The organism is Winogradskyella poriferorum (assembly GCF_036553625.1).
GTDB classification, from domain to species: Bacteria; Bacteroidota; Bacteroidia; order Flavobacteriales; family Flavobacteriaceae; genus Winogradskyella; species Winogradskyella poriferorum.
Window position 1 is genome coordinate 264,378 of the sequence record NZ_JAZHOU010000001.1, and the last position, 25,669, is coordinate 290,046.

Genomic DNA, 25,669 nt, shown 5'->3' on the forward strand with positions numbered 1-25,669 from the left:
GAATATCCTAAATTAGAAAACTGTTTTAGCTCTGTTATCTTCGATTTCAGCAGATTTTTCAAGTGCTTGATATACTTTTCCTTGTGCTGCTCCACGCTTAGCTGCGTTTAATCTATTCACAATTGAAGTGTAGTTGTCTAACTCAGTTGCCTCATTTACTTTTGTCACTTCAATGACATAAACGCCTTTTTCACCATCAATAGGTTTAGACGTTTTACCTTGCTCTAAACCAAATGCAGCTCCAACCACTTTTGGCTCTACACCTGCACCTGCTAATGTAGTATTCTTTAAAGTGATAGCTGCTGCTGTCTTAGGGCTCTGTCCCTGATTTTTAGCAATCTCATCTATTGAAGTAGCTTTAATCTTTTCGCGGATTAATTTTGCTTTCTTTTCTTTCTTTATTTCTGGTAAAGCAATTACAGAAGCATCTTCTACATTCATTAATCCTTCTTCATTCTTCTCTACTAATTTAGCTACAATAAATCCAAATCCTGAAACTGGGAAGTTCTTGAAGTCACCTTCATCCCTACCTTCTTCAAAAAACCAACGTATTGTTTCTCTCTGACTTCCTAAGCCTGGAATATTTTCGTCTAATTCTTTAAATGTTATTGGCTTAACCGTTAATCCACCTTCTTTAGCTAATTCATTAAAATCAGCATCTTTAGCAGCAATTTCAAACTTTGTCGCTTTATTATAAACATCATCTAAAGTTTCTGGAGATGGCTCAATTTTTCTTGCTAATGTTGCAATTTTAAACATTTCAGACTCTCCTTTTTGCCCTTCTATTTCTATAATATGAAATCCATACGAAGATTCTACAACACCCAAATCACCTGTCTTTCCGTTAAAAGAGAAATCTCTAAATGGAGCTACCATTCTGTTGTAACCAAACCAATCATAACGACCTCCGTTATTAACGCTACCTTGATCAGTTGAAAATTCTGTTACAAATTCATCGAACTTAGATTTGTTAGTTTTTAAAATATTATAAAGGCTATCTGCTTGTTTTTTAGCCTGCTCTTTTGTTAAGGTAACATCTGGTGATGCCGATCCTATAAAAGGGATTAAAATATGTCTAGTCTTTACAGAATCTGGCAATTGCTTTTTAGCAATCATTTTTGACAGCTTAAAAAACTCTCCATCTCTATAAGGCCCATAATATTCACCAACTTCTAACTTCATTAAGGTATCCTTTGCTGCACCAGGTAATTGTGCTGCTGTTAAAAAAGAATCATTAAACTTAATATCTGAATTAGCATTAATGAATTCTTCAACATTATTTGCGCTATCAAAACCAGGAATAGTATCCGTGTTACCACTACTTGTATTATAGAATGGTTGATCACTCTTTAATTTTAAAAGGTCTGCTTTTATTGCTTCTTCATCTTCTTTGGATGCCACTTCTTTAAACTCTACATAAACCACCTCTCTACTTGCATCTACTTTAAATTTTTCTTCGTGGTCTTTCATGTACGCTTTAACATCAGATGTTGACACCTCTACCAAACTGTCTGCAATAGACGTGTAAGGAATTTGAACAAAACGAATATCTACACTTTTAGCATCTGCCATATACTCATCTTGCGCTTCTGCAATTGTTGTTCCTACACCTGCTTTAATTAGGTTGTAATATGTTTGCTGTAATGAACTATTAGCTATGTTTTGCTCGTTGTTTGTCCAGATGTCATAGTTTATATTTACAGTTTGGCCTGCAGATGTTAATGGTGCCGAATCTGGACTAATATCTTTAAGGTTACTTATAAAAGCATTAAGACGGTTAACATCAAAGTTTCCGTTTTCATCTTGAAACTCTGGATTAGATTGAAAGCTGTTTTTAAGCAAGTCTCGCATCTCATCTTTTTCAACAGACAAACCAAGTGCCTCAAACTCTTCTCCTAAAAGGATTTTACTCACTTCTTGATTATATATTGCATTTTTTGCCTGAGAAGACGATACTCTTCCGCCTACTCTGTCTTGATAATTCTTTACCTTTTGTTGAAATTCAGTTACATCGATATCTGTACCATTAACTGTTGCTACAACACCTTGAGAGTTTGAGAACGCATTTGGGTTATCAATTACTCCTTGAATAACAAAAGCGAACAATGCTAATGCTATAACTAATATTAAGATTAGTGAGCGCTGTCTAATTTTATTTAAAATTGCCATGTCTTAAATTTTTCGTATAAATAAGTCTGCGAAAATAGTATTTTCTAGTAAATAATAAAAGGAGAAGTATAGTTTTTGTAAGCTATTGTAGTCTTTAATCTATATCTAGGATTTTAAGCCTTACTATATCAATTTTTGTTGAGGAAACTTCTTCAATAGTAAACTTAAAATTATCAACTAAAACATCTTCGTTTTTTTCTGGAATACCTTCAGTTTCATTAACTATTAGTCCACCAAGAGTCTCATAGGTTTCGCTTTCAGGAAGGTTTAACTTATAAGCTTCGTTAATATAATCTACTTCTAATCTTGCAGAAAATCTATAGGTATTTTCATCTATTTGCTCTTCGGTCATTTCTAGCGTATCGTGCTCATCTTCTATTTCCCCAAACAACTCTTCCACAATATCTTCTACAGACATAAGGCCAGACGTTCCGCCATACTCATCTATTACTACCGCAATACTTTGACGTTTTTTGGTAAGAATATTAAGCACATCTTTTATTAATATAGTTTCTGGCACAAAGCTTACCGGAATAACAATAGACTTTATATTTTTTGGTTTTTTAAACAACTCAAATGCATGTACATATCCCAAAATATCATCAATATTATCTTTGTAAACAATAATTTTTGTCCGTCCAGTCTCTATAAAAAGTTGACTTAAATTTTCAATAGATTCTGAGATATCAACGGCTGATATTTCAGTACGAGGCACCATAACTTCTCTTGCCTTTACATCTGAAAACTCTAGTGCATTTTGAAAAATTTGAATTTCACTATCAACCTCTTCATGATCTTCAACAGATTCCATTTGCTCACTGATATAATTACCAAGTTCTACTTTGGTCATTGCCAAAACAACATCTTCTCCTTTAGCTTTAAAAATATACTTTAACACTGCATCCGAAATCCAAAGCACAAAATCTGATATCAATGAAAAAATCAAGTAAAACACATAGGTTGGTAACGCCAAAACCTTCATTAAAGTATTGGCATAAATCTGAAAAAATACTTTAGGCAAAAACTCAGCAGTGATTAATATTACAAAAGTTGAAATTACGGTTTGCGTTAAGAGTTGAAAATCGTAAAACAGGTAGGTTAGCACAGCACTATCTGATGGCAACATAGACTGAAACCATTTTACAAGCACATCACCCATCTTTAGACCATAAATTACCAATGCAATATTGTTACCAATAAGCATGGTAGCAATATATTTTGATGGCTTTGCTGTTAACTTAGTTAATATTTTTCCAAGAAAATCTTCCTGCTTTTTTTCTAACTCAATGTGTATCTTGTTAGACGACACATAGGCAATTTCCATGCCTGAGAAAAAAGCTGAAAGAATTAATGTAACTATTATTATGACTACATCTAGAGTCATATATTAGTCTTTGTTTCTATCTTGAAATTTGCTTGCAAAGCGCTTTCTAAAAAAGAACATAAAAATGGCCAATGCCACAAAGAAAAGCGACATATACGATCTACTTCTGTCTATAGACCAATTTGATATTGCATCCCAAAGGAATAACACTGCAAAGATGATGTAAGCGTATTGAAATATTTTAAGAATTTTCATTTGATATATTATCTGAGTAAAATTAAGTCACAAAGATAGTTAATTATCAAGTTCAAAATCGCCACCCATTTCTAACATCTGAAAATTTTTGAAGTCTTTATCAGAATCAAAACCAACGCCATATTTAGTACCTGAGGCCTGAGTAAACTTCCAAGGTTCGTTTGTAAATACCCACTCTAACTTTTCGTTGTAGTACAATTGTTCGGTTACCAACCTTTCTTTTTGATGAGTTGTTATTGTAACATTTCCTCTCAAATCTATTATATCAGTCTCTGTGTAAAAAATAGCGTAGCGCGATGTTATGGTAGTTAACTTACCATCTTTATCGTACACTTTTAAAAGAATTCCTTTTGGAAACTCAGAGAATGCAAAATCTCTGTTTGAATAATCGAACATCTGAGGGCTTATAAGGTTTGCTTTAAGTCTAACTGTATCCTCTAAAAACTCTGTATATTTTAAATCAATGTTTTCGGCTTCTCCAATAGGTTGGTTTTGAAACACACCTACTTTCTGAACCTCATCAAAATCGTTTTCACAAGAAAAAAACAAAGTCACAGCTAATACTGTGACTAAGTTTTTTATGATATGTGAAAATCTTAAATTCATTATATGTTCGGAACTGTTATAGAACGACCGATCCAACATCCAATTCTAATAGTTTGACCAGCATTAGCTTCATTAAAAATATCTGATTTTGAAGGCGCACTTGCTCTATAACTTGCTGCAGATTTTGCTGCTGCTGATTTTAAACGACCATCTACTCTTCCTGCCTTCTCTGCTTCTAAAGCCGCTAACCAGAATACTGCTCTTTTGTTAAAGTTAGAGTCACCACAATTATTAGCGCTCTTGGCGTACATAGCAGCTATAGCTAAGTAAGGCGAGCCATCTGAAGGGTTTAGCTTCATAGATTCCATATAGTATTGTCTGGCTTTACTATAACTTCCTTTTTTCTTTAACTCGTTAGCCAATTTCTTATATAGTTTTGCCTTTTTTAATGGATCTGACTCTAGCTCTAATGTTTGATCAAAATACTTTTGCTCACTTGTTAATAAGTATAAGTAGTAAGCTGTATCTGCACTTGGCTCGAGACTATTCTTTTGTTGAACTAACTTTAAGAACAATGGATCTTCTTTACATCCTTTAGCATACATACGATTCATAGCTCTCTGCAACCAAACTCCATCATTCTTATTTTCTTCGTAATTCTTTTCGTATAATGGAATTAACACATCGCAATTTGCTCTATCACCAAGTTTCTTATCCATACTTGGCACGACTTGCTCTTCAAATGCTTTTATATTTGCCTCATAATACTTCTTTAACTTGCCTTCTCTGCTTGTTAGAGTGCCTCCTGCCTCTTCTTTTTCTACTAACTTATTTAGGCTTAATGTATTATTAGCTATAATGTTTTCAATAACCTCAGTAACGTCATCATACTTATTAAACATTTCTGGAGCTGGTTTTTTGCCTGCATCAAACAAATCAACCATTAAAGAAAAGTAAGTATAAAGACCTTTAGCGTTTGTAAAGTTTTTTACATCCTTTACATAAGCACTGTCAAACATATTAAACAACTGCTCATCACTTTTAGCCAACTCTTTTTTGTACTTGTATGCTAGATTAGCTTTATCAACTAAAACTTCCCCTTCGTCATACTTAGAAGGAAAATGCTCTCTACTTTGATCGTAAAGCAACATTAAGTCGTTAATATGAGCAACTTGTTCTGCACCTGTTGAATTTTCTATTTTGTGTAATAATATTTTTTCACCATGTACATAAATAGCTCTATTGAATTTTGGACACTTGTTACGAACTATTTTCCAAGGCTCGTAGGCATCGTCATACTTTTTTGTTTTTACATAACTATCAAAAATCGATAGGTTATTCATACACTCCTCATCTTGCTGAGCAAAACTAATATTGAAGCTTACAAAAAGAGCTGCTAGTAGTATAGTAATTCTCGTCTTCATCTTTTATTTTTATTGTTAGTTGTACTTCTTTTGTCTAAACCATCTAGAGTTTAAAGATAAACTTACATTGAAGTTTATAAAATTCTCTTGGATTAAATTATTGTTAGTTGTTCCTCGTTTTCCAATTTCAAGACCTAGGTTCAAATTTGAGAAAGGATCACGAGATCGTTGACCAACTGGTAATCCTAAACCAAAAGATATGCCAAACTCTTTTATCGATTCATTTTTAACTACTAAACCTGTATTTGCAAAGTTAACACCAGCTCTATAAACCACTCGTTTAAAGTAACCAGTAAAAGCATCATAATCAGGAATATAAAAACCTCCTAGTGAGAACTGTGAAGCATTCTCAAAAGAAGAAACATCATTAGTATAAAATGGGTTAGAAAAATTGCTTGTATTCTGTAATGTATACTCCGCACCTACAAACCAAGACTTTGGTTGACCAATACCTGTCCCTAAAGACCAGCGAGAAGGTAAGGTTAAATCTGTTTTCCTTAAATTCTGACTATCTAAATCAACTTCAACACTATTTAAAACTGTTTCTGTTCCTGTAGTAGTAACTTCGATAGTAGAAATTGCACGACCATTATCTGAAGTTAATTTACTTTCTGGGGCAAAAGTTGCTGTTGCAGAAAGCTCTAATTTTTCAGATATTTTAGTCTTGTATGCCAATCCAAAATTAACATTTAAACCACTCAAATCGGACCTACTGTCTTCTCTGGTTTGCAATTCAACCAAATCACCATCTGGTGTATAAGCAAACTCAATTGCTGAATTTTGAATGTTTCCGAAGTTGTAATTAAAGTCTACGCCTGCACTTAATTTGTTTGATATCTGATATCCAAAGCCTGCGTAAACCCTGTTAACTCCTCCCTCTCCTCTAAAACGATTTATTATATCATCGTTATCATTGATGTCATCTAGCTTATATCCTACAGAAGTATATGGCATAAGTCCAAAACCAAAACCAAATTTACCTATTGGCACTGATAATGCTATATAGTCAAAAGTAGCACTATTACTATCTGCTTCTCCAGAATTGCCCTTTAATGTAACATTAGAAGTAGTACCAGCTACAGCAAACTTTACAGGTCTACTTTCACCATCATAGGGGTAAGCTTCAACATTTTTACCTACGTAAGACGCTGGGTTTCTTAAATTAAGATGTATACTATCTAAATACACACTAATACCTCCCATACTACGATTCTCTACAGTACCTTTAAACTTAAGGCTACCAATACCGTAAAATGAATATGGTGATGCTGTACCTTGCTGCGCAAAAACACTAGAACTTATAATTGCAATACAAATTACAATGAGTCTCTTTATCATTATTTTGAATTAAAATCTAGAATGTAATTCAAACCCTCTAGTAGAAAATTTGAATTCGCAAATATGCTATTTTTTAATTGGTTTGACAAAAAAATGGCATCACCACCTGTTAAAATAACTGTTAAATCTTGGTGTTCAGCTTTATATTGGTCTATAACACCATCAATTTCTTTAACAACTCCTATTATAACACCTGAGTGTATAGAAGCTTTTGTTGAGTTACCAATTATAGTTTTAGGTTGATTCTTTTCTAATAACGGAAGGTTTGCTGTTAAATTATGAAGTGCATGGTATCTGAGTCTTATTCCTGGTGAAATTGCACCACCCAAGTATTCATTCTTATTTGTTACAAAATCATATGTTATACAAGTACCAGCATCTATAATTAAGACATTATTATCCGGAAACTGACTTACAGAAGCGCAAACCAAAGCTATACGATCTACACCTAATGTTTTTGGAGTTTCATAAAGGTTTTTAAAAGGTAACGCTATGTTATGACTAAGCACTAAGACTTTTAAATCTTGTTCAACAATCCCTATTTGCTTCTTAGATAACTTTCCAACAGAAGAAATTATAGCATTGTTTATTTTCGGAAACTCTTTTCTAAGTTTTTTGAATTCCTTTTTAAACTCCAAAAGTTTAAAACTAACTTTATAAACAAGACTATCTTTCTGAAATACAGCAAATTTCACAAAGGTATTACCAACATCTATAATAAGATTCATACGTTTTTTATATAAAACAAATTTATAAAATCAAATTTTACAATTTTCTTTTTGGTAATACTAAAAATGCATTTATATTTGCATCCGCTTAAACAAGCAACTGGTGCCTTAGCTCAGTTGGTAGAGCAAAGGACTGAAAATCCTTGTGTCCCTGGTTCGATTCCTGGAGGCACCACCTTCAAACCCTGTAAACATCTGATTTACAGGGTTTTTTAATGCTTTAATCGAGATATAGATGAAAACTTATTGATTTTCAATCAAAAAAGTCAATTCCTTTTTTTAAGAAAAAATTAGATAGAGTTACTTCTTTTTAAAAACTAGATTTAGTGTTAACCCCAATATAATAATAAGCATACCCAATAAGATGTAAATACTATAAGTCTCACTGAAATAAAGCAAGCCTATAATAGTTGTAAATACTACCTCAAGATACTTAAAAGGTGTTATAACATTGGTCTCTCCTATTTGCATAGCTTTTGTCATATATAACTGTGCAAAATACCCAAATACTCCGAGACTCATTAGAATCAACCAATCATAACCTACTGGTGTTTTCCAACTGTTGATTGAGAGTAAACCTCCTATAATAGTTGAAATAAGCATAAAATAATTGACAACAACCACAGGGTGATCTTTATCACCTATTCTTCTTATAGTAATGTATACTAGGCCAGCAAACACAGCTGAAATAAAAGATAATATGATTCCTTCTATTTGAAGATCTTCTCCAAAACCTTTTAATACTAAAACACCAGAAAAAGCCAGTGCTAAAAAAAACCATTGTATGGGTTTTATATTTTCTTTTAATAGAAAAACAGCAAAAACGGAAGCAAAAATTGGAGCAATATATCTAATTGATACTGCTGTACCCATTGTAATATACCGCAGAGACAAAAAGAATAATAACATAGAAGTAAGACCAAAAACGCTTCTAAGTATTAATAGCGTTTTCTTATTACCGTAAAAAGAAATCTTATTTTTTATTAAATACGGAAACGTAAAAAATAAAGACCCAAGTGCTCTAAAAAAAACAATCTGATAAACACTAAATTGCCCTAACGATTTTACAGTAACATTCAGTAATGTAAATGCTATAGCACTTATTATCATGTAAAGAATTGCCTTCTTCATAAATATGCAGGCCTTATTTAGAAAAATAAGTTAGCAATCTAGCTTTAAAAATTTACTAAAACCAGAAGAAGACAATTCTTTTATTTCATTATCAGTATTAAATCGGTTAACTCCCAATTGTATAAGTGGAGTATTTTTTAGTCTTAAATTACTATTCTCTTTTGGTGTGTCTGATATTAGAAAAACACCATCAATAGAGCCATCATTAAGACTATTAATACATTTGTACTGCTTTTTTTCATTATGAAATGTCTGAAACAAAATAACTCTATAGCCTTTTATTTCAGCAATTTCCTGCAAATGATAAAGCATTTTACTATAATGATTTAAAGTAACTTCGGGAATTACAACAGCAACAGATTTTGTTTTTATACCTCTTAATGCTAACGCAAATTTATTAGGTACATAATTAAACTTTTTAGCCAATGACTTTATATATTCTGTAGCATCTGGACTAATATCTTGCTTTCCATTAAGCGCTTTAGACACTGTAGAAACAGAGTAACCTGAAAGCTCAGAAAGCTCCTTCATTGTAATTCTCGAAGTCTTCAACATCTTACTATTTTAATTCTTTAATTATAGAAATTGCATTTTTAGTATCAGATTCAATCTTTGCTAAATCGTAATTACCATCAGCATTTTTAGCTATTAATTTTGAACCCATACCAACACAAGTTACACCTGCTTTAAACCATCCTTCCAGATTCTCTTTTGTAGGCGAAACACCTCCTGTTGGCATTATGCTAGTCCATGGTTGAGGACCTTTTATTGCCTTAACAAAATCTGGTCCGTAGATGCCACCTGGAAATAATTTTACAATTTCGCAACCCAATTCTTCTGCTCTACAAATTTCTGTTAAAGAACCACATCCTGGAGACCACATTACTTTTCTTCTGTTACAAACTATTGCTATATCTTCTCTCAGCACAGGTGTAACAATAAAGTTAGCTCCAAGAGCCATAAAACGAGAAGCCGATGCTGCATCTGTAACAGAGCCAACTCCCATAATCATACCTGGTAATTCTTTAAGAACATACTTATTTAACTCACCAAAAACTTCGTGAGCAAAATCTCCTCTGGCTGTAAACTCAAGTAATCTTGCACCACCATCATAAACGGCCTTAACTACTTTTTTACTAACCTCTATATCTCCATTATAAAACAAAGGCACTAAACCTGTTTGTTTCATAACTTCTGCTACTTCTAATCTTGAAAAATTTGCCATAATATTATCTTGCTACACGTCCAGAGGCATCACCTCCCATTAATTTTTCAACTTCAGAAACTGTTACCAAGTTAGCATCACCTTTAATAGTATGCTTTAAACATGAAGCAGCAACAGCAAAGTCTAATGCATTTTGGTCATCTTCAGGGTATTTTAATAATCCGTAGATTAATCCACCCATAAATGAATCTCCACCACCTACTCTATCAACGATATCAGTAATTTGGTACTGACGTGTTTCATACATTTTTTCTCCATCGTATAATACACCTGCCCAAGTGTTATGAGAAGCAGAAATTGATCCTCTTAAAGTTGTAATTACTTTTTTAGCTTTAGGGAACTTAGCCATCATTTGCTTACACACCGATAAGAAAGCTTCAGCTTTAACATCATGTCCATGCTTGTGTACATCTAAACCTTCAGGATGAATACCAAAATGCTTCTCTGCGTCTTCCTCGTTTCCTAAAACGATATCACAGTACGATGTTAATTCAGTCATTATTTTTTCTCTGTGCGCATCGTCACAATACGTCCAAAGTTTTGCTCTATAGTTAAGATCTGTAGAAATAGTAACACCCATTTCACTCGCCACTTTTACCGCTTCTAAACATGCATCTGCTGCACCTTGAGAAATAGCTGGTGTAATACCTGTCCAGTGGAACCATGCCACATCTTCAAACACAGATTTCCAATCTACCATACCTGGCTTAATCTCTGAAATAGCAGAATGCGCTCTGTCATACACTACTTTACTACCTCTACTTACAGCGCCTGTTTCTAGGAAATAAATTCCTAAACGGTCACCACCATATATAATTTTATCTACACCTACACCTCTTTTACGCATTTCCATCATAGCACATTCACCAATATCGTTTTTTGGTAAACGCGTTACAAAATCTACAGGAACACCATAGTTAGCTAAAGAAACTGCTACGTTAGACTCACCACCTCCATATACTACATCAAAGCTAGATGCTTGAGAAAATCTTAAAAATCCTTGAGGTGCTAATCTTAGCATTATTTCCCCAAAAGTGACTACTTTTTTCATTTAAAAATTGTTTAATTAGTTATTTGCTTAAACGTTTAACCAAACATTTTAAAAATAAATCAAAACGTGTCTGGTTTTGATTATAAAAAACAAAAAGCTTAATTTTGCTTAAACGTTTAAGCAAATATATAAAATCTTGGGAAATAAAAAAAGAACTACAATAAAAGACATTGCCAATGTTCTTAATATCTCAGCAGCAGCAGTCTCTAAAGCATTACACAATGATTCTAGGATAAGCAAACAAACCAAGGAAGATGTAAAACGTGTTGCTAAAGAATTAAACTACCAACCCAACCATTTGGCCAGTGCTTTAAGAAAAGGAAAAAGCAATTTAGTTGGTGTTATTGTACCTCGTACTAATAGTAATTTCTTTTCTTCTGTTATTGAAAACATGGAAGCTGTTTTAGACAAGGCTGGTTATAACATTATCATTACACAGTCTAAAGAATCTTTTAAAAAAGAATGTAAAAATATAGACACATTACTTTACACCCAAGTTGATGGCATAATTGCTTCAATGGCAAATGAAACAACTGATCTTTCCTATTATGAGAAAATAAAATCTAAAGGAATTCCATTGATTCTTTTTGATCGTGGTGAAAATGACCTTAATGTCGATTATGTTGGTATCAATGATTATGATAGTAGCCACATGATTGTTGAACATTTAGTTGAAAAAGGCTGCAAACGTATTGCTCATATTGGTGGTTATAGACGAACTCGAATTTTTAACAATAGAATAAGAGGATATATAGACGCATTAACGAAACACAACCTACCTTTAGACCAAAATTTACTAACTGAGAGCAGTCTCACGCTTGAAGATGGTAGAGAAATGATGCAAAAGTTCTTGCAACTAGAGCAACGTCCAGATGCTGTCTATGTTGCAAGTGATTATGCTGCTTTAGGTGCACTTCAGGTATTGAATGAAAATAACATTAATGTCCCAGAGGATATTTGTTTAATTGGTTTTGGCAATGAACCGTTTACATCATTTGTAAAGCCTACAATTTCAACAGTAAATCAGCATAGTGCCGAAATAGGCAAAATTGCAGCTGAAACGTTCTTAAGTAGAATTAATGATAAAAACTGGAAACCCTCACTAAACAAGAACATCTTAAAATCTGAATTAATAGTTAGGGAATCCTCAGATAAAAAAAATTAAAAACACAAAACAATGAACATCCTCGATATAAAAGATAAAGTCATCATCATCACAGGTGGTTACGGAGTATTAGGCTCTGGTATAGCTAAGCATCTAGTTGCGTCTGGTGCTAAAGTAGCTATACTTGGAAGAAATGAAGACAAAGCCAAAAATTTTGCAGCGCAGCTTTCTGCAACAAACGCTATAGGCATCAAAGCAGATGTACTAGACAAAGCAAACCTAGAAAACGTTAAAACTCAACTTATAGAAAAGTGGCAAACAATTGATGTCCTTATCAACGCAGCTGGTGGTAATATGCCAGGCGCAACTTTGTCGCCTTCTCAGTCGTTATTTGATATCTCGTTGGATGACTTTCAGAAAGTAACAGACTTAAATTTAATGGGAACCGTAATTCCGTCGTTGGTTTTTGGAAAACAAATGACCGAACAAAATGGTGGTTCTATCATTAACGTTTCTTCGGTTGCTGTGGCACAAGCATTAACACGTGTTGTTGGTTATTCGGCTTCAAAGGCTGCTATGGAAAACTTTACACGTTGGATGGCTGTAGATATGGCTCACAAATTTGGCGATAAGATTAGAGTCAATGCCATTGCACCTGGATTTTTCCTTGCAGACCAAAACCGAAAATTATTAACCAATGAGGATGGCTCTTTAACCGATCGTGGCGAAACCATTATTAAAAACACACCTATGAAGCGTTTTGGAAATTCTGATGAACTCAATGGCGCAGTACAACTTCTCGCAAGTAATGCTTCAAAATTTATGACAGGAACCGTCATCCACGTTGATGGTGGTTTTGGTGCTTTTAGTGGTGTTTAAACATTAAGAAATGAAAGAAACTTTTAGATGGTTTGGCAAATCTGATGCTGTAACCCTTTCGGATATTAGACAATCTGGTGCAACTGGTATAGTTACTGCATTGCACCATATTCCAAATGGCGAAATTTGGCCTATTGAAGATATTCAAGCTACAAAAAATGAAATTCTCAATGCAGGATTAGAATGGTCTTTTATTGAAAGTATTCCTATTCACGAAAACATAAAACTGCGTCAAGGCGACTATTTGAAGCGCATAGAAAACTACAAACAAAGCCTTATTAATGTCGCTAAATGTGGTGTGAAAAATGTATGCTACAACTTTATGCCTGTTTTAGATTGGACGCGTACACATCTTTTCTGGGAACTCGAAGATGGCAGCACAGCATTACGATTCGACAAGGTTGAAATGGCTGTTTTTGAAACCTACATAATGCAACGCAATGATGTAAAAAAAGATTACGACGAAGCTATTTTAGCTAAGGCCAAACAGCGCTATGAAGCTATGTCTAAAACTGAAATACAACGTTTAAAGGATGGTATTTTAAAAGGGTTGCCTGGTACAGTTGACGACCTTGATATTCCGACATTCAAAAAGATGATAGCGCAGTATAAAGACCTATCGCATTCCGATTTAAAATCTAATTTGTCCTATTTTTTGAATGAAATTATTCCGCTTGCGGAAGAATTGGGTGTCAAGATGGCGATTCATCCAGACGACCCACCATTTGATATTATGGGATTGCCTCGTATCATCACTTCAGAACGCGATTTGGATGATTTGGTTAGTTTTATCGATAGTCCTTCAAACGGTATTACGTTTTGTACAGGTTCTTTGGGTGCAAACAAGAACAACGACTTACCAAAGATGATTAAAAAATTCAAAAATAGAATTCATTTTCTTCATCTTAGAAATGTGAAGCGAGAAGACGATGGTAGTTTTTACGAAGACCATCACCTTGAAGGTTCTTCGGATATGTTTGAGATTGTAAAAGCAGTTTTAAAGATTGAAAAAGAACGCAACATTTCGCTACCTATGCGACCAGACCACGGCCACCAAATGCTTGATGATTTAAAACACAACAATTCGTATGCTGGTTATTCTGCTATTGGGCGCTTAAAAGGTCTTGCAGAACTTAGAGGACTTAGTCTTGGGATTTCAAAAAGTGGAATTATTTAAAAGAAATAACGTTTACAAATCATTTTTACCCAACCAAGTCTCACAAGCTTTTGGCCAATCATCACTTGTAAAACCACGTCCTAAACCAAAACCGTGTCCGCCTTTTTCATAAATATGAAGCTCGGCTGGCACTTTGTTTTCCTTTAAGGCTAAATAATATTGAAGACTATTTTCTACAGGAACTGACTTGTCATCTGTAGCGTGAATTAAAATGGTTTTTGGTGTTTCTGAAGTGATTTGAGTTTCATTAGAATAAAATTCTACAGTTTCGTTTGATGGTGTTTCGCCCAGCAAATTCGTTTTAGAACCTTGATGTGTTATACCATCTTTCATCGAAATTACAGGATACACCAAAATTGAAAAATCTGGTCTTGCACTAACTTCATATTCTACTTTGTAAACGGCATCATTATAATGCGTTGATAAGGTTGACGCTAAATGTCCACCTGCCGAAAACCCAAGAACTCCGATTTTATTTTCATCTAAATTCCAGTGTTTGGCATTTTGCCTCACATAACGCATAGCACGTTGCGCATCTTGAAGTGGCGCAATGGTTTTATTTGTCGATATACTATCATTAGGCATTCTGTATTTTAATACAAAGGCTGTGATTCCACGCGTATTTAACCATTTAGCAATTTTAAAACCTTCTTTGTTTATGGCTAAATGATGATAGCCTCCACCAGGACAAATAACTACTGCTGTTCCGTTTGGTTGTTCTGGTGCAAAAATGGTTAATGTTGGTTCTTTAACTTTTTCAACACTCCATAATTCAGAATCTTTTTGCGTTTGAATCTCTTTATAATCCGGATTTTCAATAGCATTAGGAATGGAATCTTGCCAAAGTTTAATTACTTCGTGCTCTTGCGCATAGCACGTCATAAAAAAGAAAACACCCAAAATACTTAACCACAAGTTCTTCATTTTAGTCTTTTTTCACATAAACATTAAACGATTCAATCTTTTCAACCAACTCTGCAACAGCCAATTTCGCGACTTCAGTAGCGCCTAAAACTGACAAATGAGTATTGTCTTCTTTTCCTTCAGGAAAATATGCAATTTCGCCTGGCGCAAAATGCAAATGTAGTTTCTTAGAGCCTTCAACTCCATAAGATTCCTCTAGTGTTTCAGTAAGGTATTGCAAATCTACAAACGGAACATCGTACTCTTGAGCTACCAATCGGGTTTCTAAAGGATATACTCCGTGAGTGTCTACCAAAGTGGAATCTGCATTAAAATTTCGTCTTACAATCGACGAAAAAAGTACAGGAATAGCTTCTTTTGCTCTTGCTTCTTCCACAAACTTTATCAAGTTGTGTCTGTATGCAGTATGCGGATTGGTAAAACGTTGTGGATTGGATATTTTTTGGTCGTTATGACCAAATTGAATGAAGACATAATCTCCTTTTTTAAGTTGCTTTTGCACCGAATCCCATCGACCTTCAGTGATGAAACTTCTGGTACTTCTACCATTTACAGCGTGATTTTTTACCGTTGCTTTATCGTTGAGAAGCGTTGGTAATAATTGGCACCAACCACGCTCTGGGTTTTCATCTGGATTTACCTTATCTGACATCGTTGAATCTCCAATGGTATAGATCGAAACGTTTTCAACGGTCTTTGCAGGCTCTTCTTTTTTAGTTTCAGTCGTATTATTACACGATTGAAATAGTACAATTACTAAAACTAAGATTATTCTATAATGACTCATACCATTCTTTTTTTGAGGTTTCTTTGTATTTACCCAGTACATTTTTTAGGGTGTACTTTTTTGCTTCACGTTTAGTTAATTGGTGCGACCACTCTACACGTTCAGATGGTTTATAACCTTCGCCTTTGTTTTCATATTCTGCATAAAAGGCAGTTTTTTCAGCTTCTGGTTTAGACCAATTGTGCCAACCTATTGGCAAGATGTGTTTTCCTAATTCGCAATTCATAAAAACGGTTTGCGCATACACACGCCAAGGTCTTCCTAAATACACTTTATCCACAGCTTTATCTGCAGTGATTTTACAGTCTTTAAACACATAACCAAACAACGAATCTTGTGGTGTTGATGCGGCTGTGATGTAAGAGTTCTTTTTACTGTAGATTTCGCAATTTTCAAAAAAAGCAGTCGCACTTCCAAAGATAAAATCGGTTGTACCTTCGATATAACAGTTTTTGTAATATTGCTTTCCTTTTCCTGAAGCATACAAAGTATCTTGATTGCCTAATAAATTACAATTAACAACAGCTACCTCATCTGAAAACACAGATAATGCAACGGCTTGTCCAACTTCGCCTGAAGAATTTTCAATCGTGAGATTTTTTAAAATGACATTATTAGCTTCAACCAATAATGTGTAGGTGTAAAATGTACTGTTTCTACCCAATCCTACTTTATTAAAATAATCGTCGTAAGTTATAATGGTATTCTCTTTACTCTCGCCAACCAATGCTAAATTTTGGTTCCACTCGTGGATTTTCACTTTCTCTTTGTAGACTCCATTCTTAATAAAAATAGTGATTCTATCATACGGAAAAGCCTTGGTGTTTTTTATAGCTTCAACAATAGAGGTGTAATCTCCACTACCATCTTGTGCTACCACAATTTTGAATGGGTTTGATGGCGAATTCTTCTGAGATAAATCGTATTTCTTTTTCCAGTCTGGATAGGCATCCAACACCATTTGAGGGTCACTTCTGTACCAAGCGTAGCCATTTCTTCTTTCATCTCCGATTTCTGCCAAAGTGGCTTTTTTAACACCATCTCTATCACAAAAGAAAGGCGTATTGTCTTCAAGTTCCATAAAACGAGCCCAAATTGCAGGTGCGTTTTCATCTGGAATCATTCGTTTGTCAATAATCTTTCCAACATCATTGTACACTCTGTCTTTTCGCAGTCCTGTAATCTTCACTTTTTCGAACCAAGCTACTGCACTATTTACAGCGTTGATAATTTCTTTTGATGGATTTTCTATAGACATTAATAACATAACAATATGAGCCGATTCTGCGCCACTCAAAGATGGCAATTCATAGGCTCTAGCCTTAGCAGGTTCTAAAGTTTTCTCGTCATGTTGTGCACACCAAGCTGTTAAAATACCGTTTTGTTTGTATTGGGTTTTTAAGATACAGTCTACACCAATTCTAAAAGCATCATTAACACGCTCTAATTGTGCTTTTGGCAATTTTATAGAATAGTAATCGGTATTCTTTTTGAATTGATGAAGCATATTCATAATGTTCACCATCGAATTATCATTATAGGTAATACGTGAATAATAACCTTCTTTTAAAGGATAGAACTGAGGCCAACCACCATTATCGTATTGCGCTTCCAATATATAATCCAAACCTTTTAAAAAGGCTTTTCTATACCTTTCATCTTTTGTTTGAGCATATATTTTTGAAAGAAACAGCATTTCTTGAATCGTAGCTCCATTATCTGTTGTTGTATCTTCATTGGTTTGTTTTTTCTTCAACAATTCTTCTTTTTCATCTTGAGACAATGGCAAGTGCATTTGTACATTTTTTGGCCATCCACCAATGTCTCGTTGATATAACAATACATTTTCTGCATAGTTTTTGGCTTCTTCAGACTTAAACCATTCATCAGGTTTATCGTGAATAATATTTCGCCAAGATTTATCGTGAACCTGAGCTGAAATTCCTGTGAAGAAACATAGTCCGATTACGACTAGTATGAATTTATAGTTAGGGTTGAATTTCATAATTAATCATTTTAAGGATTAGTGGTTTTTAGGCTACTCAACGGAACTTTGGTGTACTCTACATCTTCCTTATTGGTAGTGTAAGACACATATAAATTATCGTTGAAGATAAACGACTTAGGGTAATGATAACCCAATCGTTTATACTTACCTTGGTATTGCAATGGCTGTATAGCATCTCCTCCTTTACGAAGCACATACGCATTGGTAAACAGATTACCATCATTACTAAGCGTTACAGCCAAAGGCATTCTCGTTTTGGATTGCACAGGATTGTTGATGATATAAGCGGAACCATCAGGAAAATTCCCTGCACTTTGCTTAGACCTAGAGTCTGGCATTGTGGTCTCAACTGGTGTCGTCCAGCTTTTGCCGTTATCTTCACTAATTGAAGCTAAGGTCTGAAACGAACTAAATTGGTCTCTAAACACCATTACCAGAGTATTATCTTTTTTTCTGAAACTACTTGGCTCAATTTCTTGAGAGACATTATTTTTTTCTGAATTATTTCTAAAGTGAGCTCTCATCCAGCCTCTAACACCTTTTGGGTCGTCTGTGTATATTGGCGACACTTGTAATCCTGGTTGAAAATGCGCAGCATTAATGATACGACCATTAGTAAGCTGATGTGGGTCTTGCTCAAATACGGCATTCATAGCTGTATTATCAGCCATTAAAACTGGTTTTTCTTTAGACCAACTTAATCCATCTGCACTTGTTTTGTAATGGGTAAAACCACCTTTTGGCGACACTTTCGACGGCCAAACATTAATGAAAGCAATCAGTGAATCTTTGTACGTCCACCAACCACCAGAAGTACAATAACCTTGTTCTAAGGATGCTGCCAAAACCATTGGCTTGCTCCAATGTATACCATCTGCACTTCTACTGTAGGCTACCCAAGTGTCATCAGAATCTTCATCTTTAGACGAACTTTGCCACTGACAGTACAAATCGCCTTTAAAAGCAGTCATTACAGCTCCATTACTAAAATGATCTATACTATCTGTGGGTTTAAAAATGGTATGTGTTTCAATACCTTTTGGAAGTTTTAAACCTAAATCTTTTGGTTGAAGCGTATCGAATAAGTCTTTTTTAACCTCAAATGGAAGTTTTCTTTTGTTCTCTTCTGAACAACTCTGAAGGAAAATCAGTCCCAGAAAACACAACAACAAATAATATTTTATTGACTTTAAGCTATTCATTATTTTTTAAATCGAATCCAGTCAATATCTAAACTTCCTGCATCATTAATAATACCTTCTCTTAATGCCAAGTAACCTATTTTTGCACCTATCCATCTGCCTTCTCTTGCTTTGAATGTGTCTCCTACAGGCTTAAATCTTTTGTTATTTGTACTGTAATAAAAATGGCATTCTCCACCTTTATCAACTTTAATTTGAAGATAAATTGTATTGCTATCTACTTTTATTTTTTCACTTTCATTTTCTTTACCTTCTTTGTGTGCGTCTTTACACGTTACCTGCGACACATACAACTGTCCATCTTCTTGCGAGAATTTAATATAGCTATAGCTCAATCCCATAATTAAAAAGCCAACTTGCTCGTTATCGTGTCTGGCATTAAACGTTAATTTGGTAGTTGCTGTAAACGATTCTGCAGGGAATTTTTGCAATAACAAATTTGGAACGTCGTGTAGATTACCAGAACCTTCTGGTCGTGGTCTGCAATACATTGTATAATGTCCCATTGGTGTTGGGAAACCATAATACACTTGTGGATTAGCGTGCCATTGCCATTGTAAACCTCTTTTTGGTTCATTAAACTCATCAGAATCTGGTGGTGTTGCTAAAGGATAGGTTTTTCCAACATTTGGCTTTTTGTATGTGGTTACTGGTTCGCCAATACCATCATTGTTTTGGTCTACTCCCATAACTGGCCAATCGTTTTCCCAAGACATTGGTTGCATATGAACTATACGACCATACATATCTTTATCCTGAAAATGAAGAAACCAATCTTCGCCAGTAACTGTATCTACCCAAGCTCCTTGATGTGGTCCATTGATTTCGGTATTACCTTGATGCAATACTTTCTTTTTTTCGTAAGGTCCAAAAACTGACTTTGACCTTAAAATAGTTTGCCATCCTGTTGGTACTCCACCTGCTGGTGCAAAAATGTAGTAGTAGCCATTTCGTTTGTAAAACTTAGGACCTTCAATGGTAGATTCTTCTTTGTGACCATCTATAATGATAACCTCATCATCATTAGTTTTGGTGCCTTCAGCATTCATACTGCACACAACTAACAAACTCTTTATGCCTGCACGACTTCCTGCGAAAGCATAAGCTAGATACACTTTTCCGTCATCGTCCCAAAGTGGTGTTGGGTCTATCAATCCTTTACCTCCTTTAACCAAAACAGGCTCTGACCAAGCACCTTTTGGGTCTTTGGTTTTAATCATATAAATGCCAAAATCTGGGTCTGGATAATAGATGTAATATTCGCCCTTATGAAAACGAATACAAGGTGCCCAAACACCTTTTCCGTGTTGTGGTTTATCAAAAACCTCTAATGGCACTTGTTTTTGTAAAGCGTAGTTTACCAATTCCCAATTTACCAAATCCTTGGAATGTAAAATCGGCAAGCCAGGCGAACAGGTAAATGACGAAGCCGTCATATAATAATCTTCGCCAACTCTAACGACATCTGGGTCTGAAAAATCGGAATGTAAAACTGGATTGGTGTATGTACCATCTCCATTATCTGACACCCAAACTTCGGACACAAACTTGTCTTGCGCCATACAATTGAAGACGATAAAAAATGTGGCTATTAAACTTATATTTTTCATAGGGTAATGACTTTCTTTTCCGTGTTACTCAAAAAAGCCGCTTCAATAATTGTAATGACTTGCGTTGCTTCTTCTGCTGTAACAGGTAATGATTTATTATTTTTTATAGCTTCAGCAACTCCATTGTAATAGGCCATATAATCGCCTTCTTCAGTTACAACGAGTTCTTTTTTTGAGGTATTATTTTCAGTTGTGTGAAGCAATCCTCTTTCGGATTCAGGCTCCATTCCCCAATTTGCTGTATTGGGTTTTATTTCTTTTTGAAGTTCGGTTTCCTGAATATCAGCTTTAGATTTTATAAACGAACCTTTTGTACCGTGAATGCTATAGGCTGGCAATGGTTCTCTTACAAAATAACTGGATTTTAGAGTTACAAAATGCGAATCATAGTAAAGTTTCACATCAAAATAATCTCCTACTTTAGAATCTTTTCTGAATGTATCTAAAGTTGCAAAAACACCGTTTGGCATACCAAACAGTTGCAATGCTTGGTCAATTAGGTGCGAACCCAAATCGTATAAACTACCAACACCTTCGGTTGGTGTTTCTTTGTGTTTTTTATAACTCAGTTCTGGGTCGAATCTATCGTAATGAAATTCAGCTTCAACAATATCTCCCAACACTCCTTGTTGCACAACTTTCTTTACGGTTTTAAAATCGCTATCCCAACGTCTGTTGTGATAGACAGAAAGCTTTAGATTTTGCTTTTCGGCTAAGGCTATCAATTCTTTGGCCTCTTTTGTGGTTACTGTAAACGGTTTTTCTACGATAACGTGTTTACCAGCTTCAAGCGCTTTTTTGGTATAATCGTAGTGTGTAATGTTTGGTGTATTAACCACTACTAAATCAATGGTTTCATCTTTTAGAATATCATCTAAAGCACGAAACGTTTTGATATTGGGATATTTTTTTTCAGCTAAGTTTTTTGTTCGTTCAAAAACTGCATAAAGATTAAAATCTGGATGCGCTTCAATAAATGGTGCGTGAAATAAATGTCCGCTCATTCCGTACGAACAAAGTGCTGTGTTGATGGTAGCCATAATAATGTTATTGTTCTCGATACAATTTCCAGTGTTTCAAAATCACTAGAACTGATGTATCTTTCAATTTTACTTGTTAAGTTCTAAAGCAGCCATCATAAATGGACCTGTACCTTTTGGGTCGTTAGACCTAATAATTTCGCCAATGTAATATTCAAAAGTGCCATCTCTATATGGATTGCCTCCCAAACCAGCTACTCCACAACATTTATTTAGGTTAACGACACCATTATCTTCAACAGTGATGAACGTTTCTAAAATACCATTAAAAGCCTTATTGGCATTGTCTAAATATTGTTTTGGCAAATAGCCTTTGTTAACGCCTTTTGCTAAAGTGTAGGTAAACATACTTGTACCTGTTGCTTCTAAATAGTTACCTTCTTTTTCTGGAAGATTAAGTACTTGGTACCACGTACCTGTTTTTTCATCTTGGTATTTTACAATGGCTTCCGCGTATTGGTTGAGATACTTAACTAGTCGCTCTCTACCTTCGTGGTCTTGTGGCAAATAATCTAACACATCTACCAATGCCATTCCGTACCAACCCATTCCTCGAGACCAAAAATTTTGTGACAATCCTGTTTCTTTATCAGCCCATTTTTGTTCTTTGCTTTCGTCCCAACCGTGATAGTACAAACCTGTTTCTGGGTCTCTGCTGTACTTCTCAATTAAATCGAACTGCAACATAATTTTGTCATAAACCTTATTGGCTTCGTCTTCATTCATATAAGCCTTAGCATATTTTGTATGAAACGGTTCTGCCATATACACACCATCTAACCACATTTGGTATGGATATATTTTTTTGTGCCAATAACCTCCTTCAGATGTTGTTGGCTGCCCTTCTAACTGTTTGTGTAAAGTGTCCATTACTTTCTTAAAGCGCGATTCTTGTGTTTTGTTGTACACGTAGTAGATGACATCTCCCGCTTTTATCATATCTAGATTGTAGTTAGACATTTTGTACGTCTTTATCTTACCATCTTCTTCAATCATTCTGTTAGGATAATCATAGATATAATCGTAAATTTTTTGATTTTTGGTTTGCTCAAAAACCTTAGACATTCCTTGCAGAACCAGTCCTGGCGTGTAACTCCATTTTGGCTTATCTCTAAAGTCTAATAAAGTTGGGTCTGGAAAACGTTTTACTTCAGAAAGTGCCATACGCTCTGACCATTTTAGGTCTTCAGAGATTTCTTTTTTAGCCACAGGCGTTTCTTCTGTTTGTTTCTTTTCTTCTTTACAACTGGTAAGAAAACCCAATGCTAATATTGCTACGAGTGCTATGTTTTTCATCTTTACTCTTTTTCGTATTTTTTAATCACTAAATATTTTAATTCGGTATCGCCTGCATTGCTAATGCCGTGCATACTCCACGATGGACAGTACAAACTGGTATTTGCTTCAACAACCACTTCTTTACCATCTAAATGAAATTTTGCTTTGCCTTCTAGCACATAAAAGAACTCGTCTTCCTTGTGTTTATGAGGTGCGTGTGTAGATTTTCCTGGTGCAACAACACTCATTTTTATGGTTCTTCCGTCTAAAAAATCCTTATCGGCAAACCAATATTGGTAACCAGCTTTTGTCGGCACCGTTTTTTCTTCAGAAAAGGTATTGACACATTCTTCAATTGTATATGTTTTTTCCTGAGCTGTTGTGGTCTGTAAAGCAAAGCAAAACGTGACCACTACTAGCAACTTGATACCAGTTTTCATTATAACGTGTTATTAGAGTTTAATTCAGTCAACAATCCATCAAGGTAATCTAAGAACTCTTTTTCAGTTTTAATTCCTTCTGGTTCTTGTTCCCAAGCCCCTAGAAAATAAAATGAAACTGGCTCAGTAGTTGGTTTAAATTCTACTAAGTAATCAAACTCACCTTTTTTAACTTCAACGGTTGTATCTACTTCGTAAATCACTGCCATACCTAAGTCGTCTGGCACTAATGTTTGCTCGCCATAGGTTGCTATGTAAGCCCATTTTTTATTTTCACTTTCTTTTGTGAAATACGATACCTTGTGGTCTATAATTCCTGTTACAATACCATCTACCGCTTTTGATGGCTGAATAGTGTGCTTTGTATATCTTTTATCTGGCTGAATGCTAAGTGTTGATTGCAAATCGATAGTGTCTTCGCCTGTTTTCCAACCGTAGTAATCTACTACTACAGAAGATGCATTGGCAGAATTTTCAACAGACGCAAACGTTGAATCTACATTTTTAAAATGAAGCACTTCGTCATTTACCAAACGTCCTAATGAACCAACACCAAGACCTTTGCCTACTTTTAGAATATCTTGTCCCCAAGGTTGTGGCTCGTGGTAAGAATCAAAACCATCTTGACCCACTTGCCCTAATACCATTGTATCTGTCTTCTTGCCAAAAATATCAATAGCATTTCTCCAATCTAAATAAAGTCTGTAACCTACTTTGTTGCTCTCCCAACCTGGACCTTCGTAACGGATAAACCAAGTATGGTCTGTGTGTTGCGCTGGTACTTTTAATCGGTTTACGTTTTTAAACGATGTACCGTTGCTGTATTCTTGATGACCTCTTGGTCCATCTTTCCATTCGCCACCTTGTGCTACTGAAATCTCAGCATAGGTTTTTGGTGTGTCTTCTACCTTTTGCTCTTGCTGAACCTCTTGTTTTGTATCTTCTTTCTTTTCGGATTTACAAGCTACAATGGTACTTACACACAATAAAGCTGCTATTAATTTTGAAGTTTTCATTTATGTTTTTTTTTGAATGTTTTATCTAAAAATGTGGTAATGTAATTTACGGTATCCTTATACCAAGGGTTGAACAACCAAAAGGTATGCGGACTTTCTGGAAAATTCTCAACTTGAGAATAAATGTTGTGTTTATTCATAATTTCAATCATTTCCTCTCGTCCTGCCTGAAAGCGTTCGTATTGACTACTAATAAACAATGTTGGTGGTGTGTTTTCATCAATATGTGTTAATGCAGATGCTTGTTTCCAAATTTCTGGTTTCTCTTTTGAAGTGCCACCCAACCACCAAGCAGCCATCTTACCTTCACTGGATTTTGGGTGCACAAAGGCTATAACTCCGTCTAAATTTACAATAGCTTGAACTGAAGTTGATGTACTGTAATCTGTTTCTGCTTCAAAATTTGAATTATTATTTGTAGCACCTACCAATGTTGCCATTTGCGCACCTGATGATGTACCTAAAATAGCGACTTTGGTGGTGTCTATTCTAAATCGAGTTGCATTAGACTTTATATACTGAATAGCTTCTTTAATGTCGTAAATACCTTCAGGATATTGTGCTTCATCTGAGAGTCTGTATTCTAAAGCAAAGCAAGCATAGCCTTTTGAAGCGATAAACTGAGCCATTGGTTTCATATGCAATTTGTCTCCAGATTTCCAACCGCCTCCGTGAACCATTACTACAGCAGGCTTTAACAAGGAATCTGTATTTACAAAAGCGTCTAAATGTAGTTTTCGCTCATCAATTTGCTTATAAACCTCATCGTATATTTCATTGACATTCTCATAACACTGAGGCTTTGGTATTTCTATATTCGGAAAATGCTTTTTGTACTTCTTGTAAGAACTATTTACTGTGTAAGATGTATCTTTTTGAATAGTTTGAAATGCAAAAACACTTGATGAAAACATCAAGAAAAAAAGGCTGTATGTTATGGCTTTTTGCACAGTATGGTTTTTTTAAAAAATAAGCCTGATTTTTAGGTCAGGCTCATTCAAATTAACGCTAT

At 34.9% G+C, this 25,669-nt stretch carries 24 protein-coding genes and 1 tRNA gene; 4 read left to right on the top strand and 21 right to left on the bottom strand.

Annotated elements, in window-relative coordinates; all coding sequences use genetic code 11:
* Positions 1–12: 12 nt before the first annotated feature.
* From V1468_RS01285 to V1468_RS01315, 7 genes are all read right to left on the bottom strand, one after another.
* Complete coding sequence (locus V1468_RS01285; protein ID WP_331808452.1) at positions 13–2,169, bottom strand: peptidylprolyl isomerase; 2,157 nt, start codon at positions 2,167–2,169, stop codon at positions 13–15.
* A gap of 94 nt (positions 2,170–2,263) precedes the next feature.
* Complete coding sequence (locus V1468_RS01290) at positions 2,264–3,553, bottom strand: hemolysin family protein (RefSeq protein ID WP_331808453.1); 1,290 nt, start codon at positions 3,551–3,553, stop codon at positions 2,264–2,266.
* Between the two features lie 3 nt (positions 3,554–3,556).
* Positions 3,557–3,748, bottom strand: a complete 192-nt coding sequence (locus tag V1468_RS01295; RefSeq protein ID WP_331808454.1) for a hypothetical protein — start codon at positions 3,746–3,748, stop codon at positions 3,557–3,559.
* Between the two features lie 39 nt (positions 3,749–3,787).
* Complete coding sequence (lptC, locus tag V1468_RS01300) at positions 3,788–4,354, bottom strand: LPS export ABC transporter periplasmic protein LptC (protein WP_331808455.1); 567 nt, start codon at positions 4,352–4,354, stop codon at positions 3,788–3,790.
* Positions 4,354–5,718 carry a hypothetical protein gene (locus tag V1468_RS01305; protein ID WP_331808456.1) on the bottom strand — a complete coding sequence of 455 codons (1,365 nt, stop codon included), beginning with the start codon at positions 5,716–5,718 and terminating at the stop codon, positions 4,354–4,356. The genes lptC and V1468_RS01305 overlap by 1 nt, the downstream gene beginning before the upstream one ends.
* Before the next feature lie 15 nt (positions 5,719–5,733).
* On the bottom strand, positions 5,734–7,056 hold the full coding sequence (locus V1468_RS01310; RefSeq protein ID WP_331808457.1) for a hypothetical protein: 1,323 nt from the start codon (positions 7,054–7,056) through the stop codon (positions 5,734–5,736).
* Complete coding sequence (locus tag V1468_RS01315) at positions 7,056–7,784, bottom strand: type III pantothenate kinase (RefSeq protein ID WP_331808458.1); 729 nt, start codon at positions 7,782–7,784, stop codon at positions 7,056–7,058. The genes V1468_RS01310 and V1468_RS01315 overlap by 1 nt, the downstream gene beginning before the upstream one ends.
* A 102-nt stretch (positions 7,785–7,886) precedes the next feature.
* Between V1468_RS01315 and V1468_RS01320 the strand changes: the two genes are divergently transcribed.
* Positions 7,887–7,959: transfer RNA gene (locus V1468_RS01320), tRNA-Phe, on the top strand.
* 125 nt (positions 7,960–8,084) lie between these two features.
* On the opposite strand, the gene V1468_RS01325 is transcribed toward V1468_RS01320, so the two are convergent.
* Genes V1468_RS01325 through V1468_RS01340 form a run of 4 tightly spaced genes read right to left on the bottom strand, consistent with a single transcriptional unit; the run spans position 8,085 to position 11,191 of the window.
* A complete protein-coding gene (locus V1468_RS01325) occupies positions 8,085–8,915 on the bottom strand; it encodes a DMT family transporter (protein WP_331808459.1) in 831 nt (276 codons plus the stop codon).
* A 30-nt stretch (positions 8,916–8,945) separates the two neighbouring features.
* Positions 8,946–9,470, bottom strand: a complete 525-nt coding sequence (locus V1468_RS01330; protein WP_331808460.1) for a LacI family DNA-binding transcriptional regulator — start codon at positions 9,468–9,470, stop codon at positions 8,946–8,948.
* A 4-nt stretch (positions 9,471–9,474) separates the two neighbouring features.
* On the bottom strand, positions 9,475–10,140 hold the full coding sequence (locus tag V1468_RS01335) for a bifunctional 4-hydroxy-2-oxoglutarate aldolase/2-dehydro-3-deoxy-phosphogluconate aldolase (RefSeq protein WP_278006229.1): 666 nt from the start codon (positions 10,138–10,140) through the stop codon (positions 9,475–9,477).
* Positions 10,141–10,144: 4 nt separating this feature from the next.
* The gene (locus V1468_RS01340) at positions 10,145–11,191 is read right to left on the bottom strand and encodes a sugar kinase (protein ID WP_278006230.1); all 1,047 of its coding nucleotides are present in this window, start codon (positions 11,189–11,191) and stop codon (positions 10,145–10,147) included.
* A gap of 136 nt (positions 11,192–11,327) precedes the next feature.
* Here V1468_RS01340 and V1468_RS01345 point away from each other — a divergent pair, with 136 nt between their 5' ends.
* Genes V1468_RS01345 through uxuA form a run of 3 tightly spaced genes read left to right on the top strand, consistent with a single transcriptional unit; the run spans position 11,328 to position 14,352 of the window.
* Positions 11,328–12,356, top strand: coding sequence for a LacI family DNA-binding transcriptional regulator (locus V1468_RS01345; RefSeq protein WP_331808461.1), 1,029 nt, complete (start codon positions 11,328–11,330; stop codon positions 12,354–12,356).
* A gap of 12 nt (positions 12,357–12,368) precedes the next feature.
* A complete protein-coding gene (locus V1468_RS01350; protein WP_331808462.1) occupies positions 12,369–13,175 on the top strand; it encodes an SDR family oxidoreductase in 807 nt (268 codons plus the stop codon).
* A gap of 10 nt (positions 13,176–13,185) precedes the next feature.
* Positions 13,186–14,352: a mannonate dehydratase gene (uxuA, locus tag V1468_RS01355; protein WP_331808463.1), complete on the top strand. Its 1,167-nt coding sequence runs from the start codon at positions 13,186–13,188 to the stop codon at positions 14,350–14,352.
* 12 nt (positions 14,353–14,364) lie between these two features.
* Here uxuA and V1468_RS01360 read toward each other — a convergent pair whose 3' ends face one another.
* The 10 genes from V1468_RS01360 to V1468_RS01405 all read right to left on the bottom strand — a co-directional run bounded on the left by V1468_RS01360 (position 14,365) and on the right by V1468_RS01405 (position 25,607).
* On the bottom strand, positions 14,365–15,276 hold the full coding sequence (locus V1468_RS01360) for an alpha/beta hydrolase (protein ID WP_331808464.1): 912 nt from the start codon (positions 15,274–15,276) through the stop codon (positions 14,365–14,367).
* A 1-nt stretch (position 15,277) separates the two neighbouring features.
* On the bottom strand, positions 15,278–16,063 hold the full coding sequence (locus V1468_RS01365; RefSeq protein WP_331808465.1) for a rhamnogalacturonan acetylesterase: 786 nt from the start codon (positions 16,061–16,063) through the stop codon (positions 15,278–15,280).
* Complete coding sequence (pelA, locus tag V1468_RS01370) at positions 16,050–18,068, bottom strand: pectate lyase (RefSeq protein WP_331808466.1); 2,019 nt, start codon at positions 18,066–18,068, stop codon at positions 16,050–16,052. The genes V1468_RS01365 and pelA overlap by 14 nt, the downstream gene beginning before the upstream one ends.
* A gap of 11 nt (positions 18,069–18,079) precedes the next feature.
* Positions 18,080–19,273, bottom strand: coding sequence for an exo-alpha-sialidase (locus V1468_RS01375; RefSeq protein ID WP_331808467.1), 1,194 nt, complete (start codon positions 19,271–19,273; stop codon positions 18,080–18,082).
* On the bottom strand, positions 19,273–20,883 hold the full coding sequence (locus V1468_RS01380) for a glycoside hydrolase family 43 protein (protein ID WP_331808468.1): 1,611 nt from the start codon (positions 20,881–20,883) through the stop codon (positions 19,273–19,275). Before V1468_RS01380 ends, V1468_RS01375 begins: the two co-directional genes overlap by 1 nt.
* A complete protein-coding gene (locus tag V1468_RS01385; protein WP_331808469.1) occupies positions 20,880–21,923 on the bottom strand; it encodes a Gfo/Idh/MocA family oxidoreductase in 1,044 nt (347 codons plus the stop codon). Before V1468_RS01385 ends, V1468_RS01380 begins: the two co-directional genes overlap by 4 nt.
* Before the next feature lie 69 nt (positions 21,924–21,992).
* A complete protein-coding gene (locus V1468_RS01390; protein WP_331808470.1) occupies positions 21,993–23,219 on the bottom strand; it encodes a glycoside hydrolase family 88/105 protein in 1,227 nt (408 codons plus the stop codon).
* A gap of 2 nt (positions 23,220–23,221) precedes the next feature.
* Positions 23,222–23,641, bottom strand: a complete 420-nt coding sequence (locus tag V1468_RS01395) for a cupin domain-containing protein (protein WP_331808471.1) — start codon at positions 23,639–23,641, stop codon at positions 23,222–23,224.
* Positions 23,641–24,657 carry a DUF4861 family protein gene (locus V1468_RS01400; protein ID WP_331808472.1) on the bottom strand — a complete coding sequence of 339 codons (1,017 nt, stop codon included), beginning with the start codon at positions 24,655–24,657 and terminating at the stop codon, positions 23,641–23,643. The genes V1468_RS01395 and V1468_RS01400 overlap by 1 nt, the downstream gene beginning before the upstream one ends.
* Positions 24,654–25,607 (bottom strand): alpha/beta hydrolase, encoded by a 954-nt coding sequence (locus V1468_RS01405; RefSeq protein ID WP_331808473.1) that lies wholly within the window; start codon positions 25,605–25,607, stop codon positions 24,654–24,656. Before V1468_RS01405 ends, V1468_RS01400 begins: the two co-directional genes overlap by 4 nt.
* Between the last annotated feature and the right edge of the window lie 62 nt (positions 25,608–25,669).